3 protein-coding genes are annotated in these 12416 nt (G+C 58.4%); all 3 read left to right on the top strand.

Annotated features, from left to right (window positions below):
• Nucleotides 1-29: 29 nt before the first annotated feature.
• The gene (locus QFW87_RS23405) at nt 30-4802 is read left to right on the top strand and encodes a Tc toxin subunit A (RefSeq protein WP_283188986.1); all 4773 of its coding nucleotides are present in this window, start codon (nt 30-32) and stop codon (nt 4800-4802) included.
• Between the two features lie 102 nt (nt 4803-4904).
• On the top strand, nt 4905-9017 hold the full coding sequence (locus QFW87_RS23400; protein ID WP_283188985.1) for a neuraminidase-like domain-containing protein: 4113 nt from the start codon (nt 4905-4907) through the stop codon (nt 9015-9017).
• A 67-nt stretch (nt 9018-9084) separates the two neighbouring features.
• Nucleotides 9085-12285 (top strand): hypothetical protein, encoded by a 3201-nt coding sequence (locus QFW87_RS23395; protein WP_283188984.1) that lies wholly within the window; start codon nt 9085-9087, stop codon nt 12283-12285.
• Nucleotides 12286-12416: the final 131 nt, after the last annotated feature.

Genomic DNA, 12416 nt, shown 5'->3' with positions numbered 1-12416 from the left:
CAGTGTTCGCCTTTCAAGCGCCCAGGCCGATGCACGGCGCTATCGGTCAATCAAGGAGCATGACAATGACAGGTTCCAGTCTTCGTCCCAGCCAGCAACTGCTGGTTAATCTCTTCAGTGAGGCGCGCATTGCCCGGTTGGGCACGTTGCAGACGTTCATGAACAAGGGCGGTAACGTGTTCGATCTGGTGCAGCGACGCCACGCCGATCTGTGCAAGGAGTTCAAACTCACCGCGCACGAGGGGCGTCTGTTGCTGCAACGCAGTTACAGCCTGGCCCGGTACCTGGCGCGTGAGTTCCGCGAGCAGCGTTTAACGCGCCACGAGGATGCCGGCCGCGGGCCGCGTATCGGCGTGCGAGCGCTGGTGGACGGGCCGACGTTCGCCGATCTGTTCAAGCCGGATTTGGCCAACAGCAGCCCCGCCGGGGCTATTGAATCGAGCGTTTCCCCGGTGGCGTACCTGATGTCGATCATTCAATGGGCGTTGCTCAATATTGAGCCCAGCGGCGCGTCAGCGAGCAGCATTGGTCTGAAAGTGCGACGTCCCGATCTGTGGGCTCTTTTGATCGACGAGGGCGCGGTCAATCGTGTGGAACCGGTGATCGGTATCGTGACCGAGGTGTTGATGGCCAACATCGAGGCCAACAAGCAGGTTCAGTTGGACATCGACGGTTTGTTGATCACCACGCGCTACCCCAACACATTACCTTTCGACCGCTCCTGGCAAACCATTGAACATTCCGTCAAGGCTCGCCGGAACTCCAACCTGCTGGGCGATATCGTGCGCCTGACTGACTTGCAGTATCCGTACTTCAAGGAAACGGGGGCCCGTGGTGCCAATTCCGATATTGCCTTGCGCATGACGTCAGGCCTGGCACCCGGACAGCAGGCGCTGTTGACCGAGCCTGGGCACACGCCCGCCTCGTCCTCCCTCGGTGATAAAAGACCGACGCTGCCTTGGGTCAACCCGCGAACCCGGCATGTCGTTGAGCCCTCGGATACCCCGCTCAAGGACTTTTACCGGGATAACTTCGACCGTGAGGGCTATGGGGAATTGCTGGACCTCGATGCATTCAGCCGGGCCACGCAGCTTGATCAGACCGGGGTGGAGGCGCTGTTTTCCATTGGGGAGTTTGCCCCTGTGTTGTCTCCCAATGTTCCGGCCCTGCTCAGGGGGCGAGACCCGCTCAAGCCGATCGACGAAACCAATTCTGCCGCGCCGGCCACCTCGGTCGATTTCGGATCGGTGTATGTCCATGGTGGCCTGGGGGAGGCGATCTGTCTGCAAAGGGTGAGCAGCGGCAACGCAGTGAGTTTCACGCTCCGGAATCTTGACAGCAGCAACCAGCATCGTTTTGACCGCATCAATCGCAAGGTGCGTCTGGATCGCTGGCTGGGTCTGGCGGCCTACGAGACTGACCAATTGATCATTGCGTCAATCAACGCCGAAAACCGTGGAGGATCGACTCGCGTCAAGGTCATCTGGATCACTGATGACACGATGCGCTCTATTGGTCTGTTTCAAGAGTTGCGAGGCGATTACGGCTGTACGGCGGAAGAGTGTGCGGCCTTTCTGGACGTTGTTTCGGTGTATGGGCGGGGCAAGGAGCTCTCGCAGTTCGACCGTATTTACAACGCGCAATCGTTGTTTCTCAAGCCACTGCAGATCGATGACGTCGAGTTCTCCGTGGTCCCGCAAAACAACGAAGATCAACGTACCGCCGATCACATTTGTGCGGCCCTGGGCATTACCTTCAGCACTTACCGGTATCTGGCCGTGTTGATTGCCATTGCCCATGACCCGGGGGCCGGCATGTCGGCCATGAAGCTCAAGCGCAGCCTCTCGGTGCTGTCGAGTTTTTATCGACTGGTGCGGTTGCCTCGCTTGTTTGGGATCAGCCCGCTGGAAGGGGTGGCGCTGCTGAATTTTCTGGATACTGAAAACGATGGTTGGCTCGCCCGGTTGGCGGGGCCTACGCAGGTTGCCCTGCACAAATTCACGACGCAGACCGATACGTTGAGTGTTATCCATGCAGCGCTTACGGCAGTGTTTTGGAGCCGGCACGAACAGTTGAGCGCAATGTGGCTGATGCAGCATGTGCAGCCGGTGCCGGTGCCGGTGGCGGCGGCCGATGCGGAACTCAAGTTGCTGGAGCAATTGAATACCCAGCTGCAACCGGTACGCATGAGCGAAGCGCTACTGCTGGACGCAGGGGTACCACCCGACAAGGCCCTTCGAGGCTGGATGCACCTGCTCGCAGAGTTGGTGGACGATGCCGGGCTGATTATCGCCCGGAGCGGGGAATCCGAAAACAGCTACCGGGACCGCGCTAGTGTGGAAATCAACGCGGCAGTGAAGGCCGCCGGCGTTCCGTTAGAGAGCATGCCCTGGGTAGAAGGCACCATCCTGACGGCGGTGTTGAAGACCCGGACGGGACAGCGCTCGGTGGTTCAGGAAAGTTTTGCGGTGTATCTGGAGTTGTCTTCGGACCTGGTACTGCCGGTTATCGACTGGTCGGGCGGTAATGTCTATCAACTCCTTGGCCAGGCGATCAAGGCCATTCCCGCAGGCCTGCCGGCGGAAGCCGCCGAGGAGCCGGTTGAGCCCCCTGATCCTGAGGAGTCCGAGCAACGGGAATTTTTGCGGCTGCTGGTCGAATTGCGCCGGCGCAGTAGTGTGGCCCGCGAGATCAAGCTCAGTTCAGCGATGTTGGTGCAGTACCTGGAAGGTGGGCAATCGACCTGGTTCGGCGTGGAGGACAGAAGCGAGCTGTCACTCAGAACCATCTTCTATCTGACCCTGTACGGTCGGGCCGTGAAACTGGCCAGGCAACCGGCTGAGAAACTGCTCGACTACTTGAAAATGGTCAATCAACTGCCCGAGGACCTCTCCGACGATGCCCTGAGCCTGGTACGTGATGCGGCGGCCGGGAAGTTGGCCGACTTTTTCGGCTGTGGCATCAGAGACGTTCTGGAGTGCGCCGTCCATGTCAACCCGCCTGCGCAGGACGGATCCGGGGCACCCAAACCGCTGATCCGCAATCTGCCGCAACTGGCGTTGCTGCTGCGGTTACTGGAAGGCGAGGAGCTGACAGGCATGGGGTTCACAACGTTGCTGACGTTGGGCCGTTTGACGCCTAAAAGCAGCGACGAAGCCTATCGCGAGGCTGCAGAAAGTGCGCTGGAAAGCCTGTCGCGCGCGTCTGTGGGCGGACAGGACGAGCCCCTTGGCGAGTTCGGCCAAAGCGTCGATGTACGTTGCCAGGTGGACAACAAAAAACTGGTGGCCAATGTGCCGGGTGAAATGGCGACCTTCACTCTGGTCCTGCGCAACTTCGCCGGCGAGTTGATGAAGTATGTCGATGTGTACTGGAGCCACAGCGGAGTCGGGGTGCTGTTGGACTACGCCACCCGTACCGACCATGAGGGCAAGACGTCGACCCGATTGCTGGCCGGCAGTGAAATGGGCGCTGCTCATGTGTCGTACAGGCTGGACATGCGTGAAGAGGTCCATGCGGGCACCGTAGTGATCGATTGCGGTGATGCTCTGAGCTTTAAGACGTCAAGCAAAGAGGTGGTGCCGGATCGCGCCTTGCTGGCCGATGGGAAAGACACCGCCAGGGTTTCGGTGCAGGTCATCGATGATTATGGAAACCTGGCCATCGGCAAGCCGATTTCCTGGTCCTCGAAGTTGGGCACGATCAGTCCGGAAGAAACCTTTACCAACAACGAGGGTATCGCCAGGGTGTACTTGACTAGTCGGCAGCCGGGGAAAGAGAGAGTCACTGCCCGGCATGTGCTCAGCGGGGAGGCCACAGTGTTCACCGACATCGAATATGTCGATGAGCCCCGCATCAAAGCCTTTTATATCGACTCGGCAGTCGTGGTTGGCCGGTTGTTACGGTTGGTATGTGATGTGATTGGGTCAGACGGTGACGCGTATCTGGGCTACAAGGTTCGATGGAGTGTGGGAGCCGAAGAGGGAACCGCGACGACCGATGTGCACGGTCGTGCTGTCTGGACGTCCCGGTTGGACAGCGCGGGTGAATCGGAGGTGACAGCGGAAGTCGGCACGCTCGGTCTGCAGAAGTGTATCGAGATCTTCGTGGCTGAGGATGTGTTGATTACGGACTGGTCCACCGACTATAGGGTCCCTGTCGCGGGGGCGCGTGAGCCGAGCATGCTCTGGATCGAGCTCAAGGACAGCCTCTCGGACGGCGCTCGTCCGATCACGAATTACCCGGTCACATGGCGTAGTGCGTTGATCTCGAAAGAAGGGTCCGTCACCGAAAGCATTACGATCGAAACCGATTCGGCCGGGCGCTCGACGTTTCCATTCAAGGTCAGTACCAAAGGGGTGTACAGGGTAGCGGCTCGACCGGAAAACATGGACTCCGAGCAGGTTTTCGACCTGAACGTCGAGGCGGCTTTCCTATGGGACGTCAAGCTCTTCAAGCTGGAGAACGACGTTGAACACTTCGTCGAAGGGGTGAACGACACGCTGCCCTTGCTGAGAAACAGTAGCTACCGGCTGAAGATCGAGCCGGTGAGTGCGCTGCCCGAAAGGGAAAAGGCGACCGCCGTTGTCGGCTGGAGTGCCGTCCATAGCGCCGTCGCAATGGGTATAACGTTCACGCCAAGGCTTGCCGCTACCGAAGCGTTTAAACCGGACGAACCGTTGTCCTGGCTCATCGATTGCGCCGATGTGCGCGATGGCGATTTCCAGTTAGCGCTCAATTGCTCGCAAGTGAGCGAGATTTTTCTGTTGCCGGGCACGTTGAGAAAGCCCGCCGCGAGCTGAATGTCGCGCCGGGGCCATGAGGCCCTGGCGTTCGGTACACCACGGTTGCCCTTGCGCCCGTTGTCGGGCTGAGGCATTGAGTTATCAGGATGGGAGTCCAACATGTCGATGTCCAACCAGGGCCCAATGGCTCAGTCATTGCTCGACGCCGTCGCCAGCCTCGCGCGTAATAAACGACTGATTAAACAACCGGGTGAGGTAATACCGGTGACCCGGGACGATTTGTACGAGCTGTTGTTCGTCGACCCGCAGGTCAGTGCCGAGCCTCGGACCACCCATGTGGCGCAGGCGATCGCCAGCGTCCAGCAGTACATCAACAGCGTATACAACGGCATGGAACCGGGTTATTCCGAGGCGCGTTTCGACCCTGAAGATGTGGAGTACTGGCAGAACATCGAAAGTCGCTTTGATATCTGGGCCGCCAATCAAATGGTGGAGGATTACCCGGAAAATTTTATCGATCCCTCGTTGCGGATCAAACGAACGAGTTTATTCAAAACCCTTGAAAGCAACCTGAGCCAGACGCGGCTCACCGAAGATTCGGTGCACAGCGCGATCAAGGAGTATTTGCGTGCCTTCCAGGAAACCTGTGACCTGGAGGTGCTCAGCGGTTATATCGACCGCAGCGACTTCAAGGACGCCACGTATTATTTCATCGGCAGGGAGCGCACTCCGCCTTACCGGTATTTCTGGCGTAAGGCGCGGATCGATGTCACTGACAACCCGAGCTATGTCAACCCGACGGCCTGGGGCGAGTGGCAAGCGATCGATATTCCGTTGACTGGAACGATGCTGGATATTCGTCCGGTGTTCTGGAGGGGACGTCTGTCCGTGGTCTGGGCCACCTGGGCCGAGGCGCTGACTAACAATGAAGGTCATCAGGTGGAGCCGGCGCGGCTGGACGTGCTGGCGTCTTTCGTGACGATCAGCGGGCAATGGTCCGCTCCGGTGACTTTGCACCAGTTGAAGTACGACAAGGACTTTGAACCGTCAACGGGACGTCTGGTAGCGGTGGTGTTTGCCGAGAAACGCGGCGCGGATGACAAACTGGCGGTGTGTTTCACCGGCGTCTCGTCGATGGGCGAGGATGACGAAGGTAAGCCTTCCATCTACGAGATCCGTGACACGCTGTTTCGCAAGCAGCCGAACGAGATGGCCGCCCTGTTGGAGTTGGCGCACGTACGGTTCAAGGACCGCGATACGTTGCAGTACACCGTCATGCCGCAGGAGCGCATTGTGTTGACGGTGGACAGTAGAAACCAAGAGCAGGGAGACCTGAATGAGCACCTTAAGCTGGAGGTGACCGTTGCGCGCGAGTTGGTAGCCGGCACGCTGAAGGACGTCCTGCGGGTGCGGGGGACCTGCGACAAGAACCTTGGCGACGTGGAGGCGACGTTCAAACTTGAATTCACCGCCGCGACAGTGGGAGATCCGCCGCCATGGACAGGCAAGCTCAAGATCAACGGAAATCTGCGCACACCGTGGATGGAAATCAAACGCGATGTTGGTTCATTACCCATCGGAGAGGCGATTCCTTTTGTTTTTGGGGCCGAGGTGCACGGCCGCAACGCTTTCGATGTGAAACTGTCCTCATCACCGCAAACGTATGTGGTGCCAAAACTCCATCGAAGCCCCGACTCGGCGGCGCAGTTTCTGGACTTCAATGGTGCGATCACCGGGCTAGAACTCCGTTACACCCGTCTGAATACGCTGATCGGCCCGCAACTGGTGGCCCGGGCGGATATTTCCGTGGCGGCGGTACTGGACTGGACGACCCAGCATTTGCCAGAACCCGCGCTGCCCGATGGTGCCGTGGAAATCAATGGCCCCTTCGACGGCAGCAATGGGCTGTACTTCTGGGAGTTGTTTTTTCACCTGGTGCACCTGGTCACCCATCGCCTGCGCGATGAAGGGCGTTTTCTTGAGGCTCAGCGCTGGAGTCATTACCTGTTCGATCCGCAATTGAAGGCGCAGTCTTTTGCGGACATCGAACCCGGTGTGCCGGACGCCCCCGACTATTGGCGCTGCCGGCCGCTCAACCTGCCTGGCGACATTGCCCATGAACTGGCCTTGCCCAATGACCCGGACGCCATTGCCTATGCCAGGCCCAGGCACTACCAGATTGCCTTGTTCATGGGGTATGTGCGCACGCTGATCGAATGGGGCGACTGGTTGTACCGGCAGTTGACCCGCGACAGTCTGGCGGCGGCGCAATTGCATTACTTGCGTGCGCAGTCGCTGATGGGCGAAGCCCCTGAGTTTGGTACGGCCAACGATTGGGAGCCCAAATCCATCGAAGATCTGATTCGCGAAGTGGACGAACGTCAGACATTGAGGGCGTTCGAGAAAACATTCGTACTGTCGGCGGACGCCTGGCCCCAGGGCACGACCACCCGACCCCGACTGGAGATGCTGGGGGTCAAAGTCTTTCGGGCACCGCTTAATCAGGAGTGGCTGAATACTTACCGTGAAATCAGTCAACGAATGTTCAACCTGCGTCATTACCTGACGCTGGATGGCAAACCGTTGTCCCTGCCCCTTTACGCGCCGCCAGCAGACCCTCGGGAATTGTTACGGGCACAAGCGGCCGGCACCGATGGTCTGGCGCGGCGGATGGGGGGGCAACTGGTGGTGCCGCCGTATCGGTTCCGCACGATGCTGGAAATGGCCTTGCGTGCCGTGGAAACCCATGCGCGTTTTGGCGAGCAATTGCGCCTTCATATGGAGCAGCGTGATCGCGGTCAGCAGGAGGAATTGCAACAGAGCCATTTGATCGAGTTGGGTGCCTTTGCCGAAAATGTTCAGAAGGAAACCATCAGCCAGTTGCAAGAGGCCAGGAATGCGTTGTTGCAAACCCGGGGGCAGGTGCAGGCACGCATGGATCACTACGAGCAGTTATCCAGCGAGAATGTGTCGGTGGCCGAATACCAGGTCATGGATCAAATACTGGCTGGCAAAATATTTGCTGCCACGGGTTCCGGGTATATGGGCGTGGGCGCCATTTTCGATACATTTCCCAATGTCTTCGGTGTGGCCAATGGCGGTCATCAGATTGGCAGCCCCTTTCGTGCTGTAGGTTACGGGATGCAGGTGATCTCGGAAGGCTTGCTCATGGACGCCGACCGCATGGCCAGCTCCGAACACTACCGGCGTCGCCAGCAAGACTGGAACTTCAACAGCCAGCAGGCCAGGCTTGAACTGCAGGCGATGGATCAGCAACTGCTGGCTCATGACCACTCTATCAGCGCGGCCACGGCCAGCCTGCGCCAGACCGAAACCGCGAGTGCCCAGGCTCAGGCGCTTTACACGTTTTACAAACAGGAGCGCTTGACCACGGTCGAACTCAGCTCCTGGATGCTGGGCCAGATGAAGAACCTCTATTTTCCGGCCCATGATGCGGTGATCTCACTGTGTCAGACCGTTGAAACCTGCATGCGCTACGAAACCGGCGACTATGACACCAAGTCCTTCATTCGCCCGGAAGTGTGGATGGAGAAGTACCACGGCCTGACGGCGGCCGAGTCGCTGAAACTGGACTTGCTGTTGCTGGAAAGCGAGTACCTCAAACGGCACGAACGGCGGTTGGAGCTGGTCAAGACGGTGTCGTTGCGACAGCTGTTCGACAATCCGGCTCATGCGCCGGATCAGGACTATGACTGTTGGCAGGAGGCCCTGGCGGTGTTTCACCCCAGCAACGGGTCGGGCAGCCTGAACTTCAACCTCCCCCAAAAGCTGTTCGACCTCGATTACCCCGGGCATTACTGCCGGCAGATCATTTCGGTCAGCGTTTCGCTGCCGGTACTGGTGGGGCCTTACCAGGACGTGCGAGCGATTCTGGTGCAGCGTGGAAGCCATACGTTGACCAAACCACTGTTTTCAGCCGTGCAGTTCATGCACGGGGTGAAGGACAGCGCGGCGGGGCCGGATATCAAGATCAATGTGCGCAACAGCCAACAGATTTGCGTTTCCACCGGCCTGGACGATAACGGCATGGTCGTCATGGCGACCGACGACCGTTACCTGCCCTTCGAAGGTACCGGTGCGGTGTCGACGTGGACGTTGAGCTTTCCCCGGCATGGCAAGGAAGAACAAGCGTCAATGCTTGCGTCTCTGAACGACATCATTGTGACCGTCCGCTATCTGGCCAGGGATGGCGGACCGGAGCTGGCACGCGAGGTGGAAACGCTGCTCGCCCCCCCGGAGACGACGCCGTGAGTTCCAGAGGGGTTTTCGGTGGGGTGCGCAGTCGGCGACTTTGGTTGAACACAAGGACTTGATCATCATGAATAAGAAATCCGTAAGGAAAGGCGAGAGCCTGATAGTCAATGGCAGTTTTGACAAAGATGTTTGGTTTGAAGGGTGGAAAAAGGGGGACCCCCCCCACCACGCTGCCAGCCTGGAGGAACCCGATTATGACGGGGGACGGATCTACGTCGCGCGCCTGGTCGTTCAGGCAACTCTCGAACAAGCGTTCACATTGCCGCCGCTGCGCGGCGAGGGTGTGAAACATGTATTGAGCTTTCTGTATCAAAGTTCGCTAAAAAACGGCTTTTTCCGAATCGCCCGCGACGGTAAATGGGGAGATAACATTGAACTGCCGGTCGGGAGCGTGGTGGCGTCAGACGACCCGCCGTACGAGATCCTGCCGATAGAGGATCCTCTGGATTTCAATCCCGCGCTTCGCGAATACGTAGTTGACCTTCAGCCCAATGACCGCAACGAGTCACTTGCTGTGCTTTTTGGTTTTCCGGACGTACACGAGCCCGCCGGAATGAGCTTTACCCGTGTGCACTTCGGGATTGTACTAAAGCCTTTGAAGCTGCTTCATGTGCAGGTCGATGAGCAGAGGCACGCCGATGGAACCGTTTATGTGTGCCGGGGAGCCGAGGGCATCAAGGTGACGTTCCAGGAGGCGGATGGCGGGGCGTGGCAAGGCTCCGAAGTTGCCTTGTTGATGGCTGACGAAAACGAGGACCTTGACCCAAATGTGGTCATGACCCCCAAACTGGATACATTGCAGATGCTGGAAAACCCTTGGTTGTTCAGTATCTCGGGCACTGCATCTGTGCGTGTACTTGAACTGATGATTGTCAGCAGGTGGGATGCTGAACCCTGTCCTTTGACACTGTCGATCGGCGATCACCGCGTCGCATTGGCAGACCCCAAAAACGGTGATTTCGATCCGATCGTCAATAAGCAGTCGGTCCGTCTGACAGGCACGGTGAAATCGTTTTACACCGACCTCCCCCTTATGGAACGCCAGGTTGTCTGGATGCTGGAAGGTGAGTCGAAAGTCACCTATACCGATAGCGTCGGTGTTGTCGGCGTTGATTACTCGCCTGCGGTCGCCGGCCTGAAAAAGGTCGAAATTGCGATCGATAGCCCTTACTACACGTCCGGCGTGTTGAATGAAACGCTGGAAGTCAAAGTGCTGGCGGCTGATCCGTTTGACTCTGCACAGGTGACTTTTGAGGGCGGAACACAATCGCTTTGGGGTACCAGGGCCGGCTATCCCCACCGTGGGGGTATGTTCACCGTCCGCGTGAGTGCTTCGCCGGGCAGCGAGCTGCCTGACTATCCGTTGAAGTTGATCTGGAAAGGTGAATCGGCCGAGTCGCTCGGGATCACCGTGACTCCGTCACTGAATACGCCTGTTGATTGGAAAAGTGGGGAGGTCGTCTGGACACTCGATTGCACCCATGCAACGAAGGACGGCGAGTTTGAGTTGCTGTTGGCGGCAGAACGGTTGCAAGACACGTCCAAATCCAATCGGATGTCGCTGGGGCTCAACCGGTACATTGTCGGTGATACGCGCCAGGCCAATCGCTCCCCGGTGATCGATCAAGTTGAGCGCGTGCAGGTGCTGTTGCAGCTTGTGGAACCTGAGACCCGGGTGGGTGTGGAGAACGTGGAAGTCGAATGGCAGACGCCTGGCGGTTCTGTCACGACGCTCACCGGCAAAGGGGGCTGGACGGAGTTGTCCTATCAGCCGACTGCAGCTGGCCCTCAGGATCTTGTCGCCACAATCCAGGTTCGCGGCGGGGAGGGCGAAACGCTTGAAGAGACATTCCCGTTCACGGCCTGGGCGACGAACCCCTGGAAGACCGAGGTTGAGTGGACGATCGGCAACCCGCTCGTACCCGCAGCGCTCGGTTTTGTCTGCTGGCGAGGCGAGACCGTTACCCTGACACTTACGCCCAAGCCTGGCAGCCAGTTGCTCGACAAGGATGTAACGCTGGACTGGCGGGATGGTGATCCGGGCCTGGGGCTGACGTTTGACCGAGCCATTGGTGTGCCAGAGAAGCTCACCGCTGCCGGACTGCAATGGAAAATCACGGGGGGTGCAACGAAGAGCGGCAGGTTCGAGTTGAAGCTGAGCGCTCTCGGGGTAATCAGTCAGGACTGGGAGCTGTCTGGCCGATTGATCTCCAGAAATCTCGCCGATGAGGGCCGCGTCTCGCTGGATACAACCCCGGTGCTTTCCGCTGTATCGTCGTACCCGTGCCTGGGGGCGAAGCATGCATTCTCATTCCTGCCCAATCCATTGGGGCCGCTGTCCGGTTTATCGATGGTGCTCGACTGGAACGGCATACCGGCTGAGCAACTGAACGTGATCGTCGAGCCTGCTGTGGGCTCTGGTGTCGAGATCGTATCGGGCGGGGCACGATGGTCGCTCGATTGCCGTAACAGCCAGCATGCAGGCGACTTCTCACTGCAGTTGACGTTGCTGCCTCAACTGGCTATGTCCTCGACATCGATGGCCATGTCGCTGGGGCACAACCGGCTGGAAATCATCGGCCGGCGCGAGGCGACGATCAGACCCGTGCTGACAGGGAATGAAAGTGCCAGGGTGTGGGTTCAAGTGGGCTCGTTTTACACGAAAGCCCCCGTGGCGAATGTTCCCGTGAGCTGGAAAGGAAAGGAAGATGCGCAAGCGTTGATCGTGCCCACTCAGGGGGACGGCTGGTCATCCTATGCCTATCAACCGAAGACCACAGGCCCGGCTGAGGTCAAGGCTGAGGTCAAGGCTGAGGTAAACAGCCCTTACACGGGGCAATTATCATCGGCTTCCCTGGAGGTTGACGCGTTGCCGACAAGCCCGTGGCTGGGCGTGGTCTTTTACCGAGACCTCGAATCGGGCCAAAAACTGGGGGAAAAAACAGCGTTTCCACGTCGCGCCAACGGCTATTCGTACAGCATTGCCCCCACAATGACCGACAATCCACTCATGGGTATCCCTGTGAGGTTGGGCTGGGCGGGGACATTGCCGAACGACCTGAGCGTAATCGTGAGACCGGCGCTGGGCGAAAAACGGTCGATGGGCATGGCAGGGCTGATATGGGGCGCTGAATGTGGCGATAAAAAGGACGGAAGTTTTCGTTGGTTTGCCGAGGCTGCCAATCTGCTTGGACTGTCACCACCGCAGCCGTTTTCATTAGGCATCCGATATAACCCGACCCATGCCCTCGATTCTTCAGGCTGATGACAATTGCCTGAACCTTGCGTTGTACGCCGGTAATCCAGTTATCAATATAGGTATCTGGGACGGTAATGAAACAGGGCAAAAGTGCGGGTTGAGTTTTAGATGCACACGCGCAGGCATTTTTAGTAAAG

Source organism: Pseudomonas sp. PMCC200344 (assembly GCF_030053095.1).
GTDB lineage: Bacteria > Pseudomonadota > Gammaproteobacteria > Pseudomonadales > Pseudomonadaceae > Aquipseudomonas > Aquipseudomonas svalbardensis.
The sequence above is the reverse complement of the archived record's forward strand: the minus strand, read 5'-3'. Positions and strand labels throughout refer to the sequence as shown.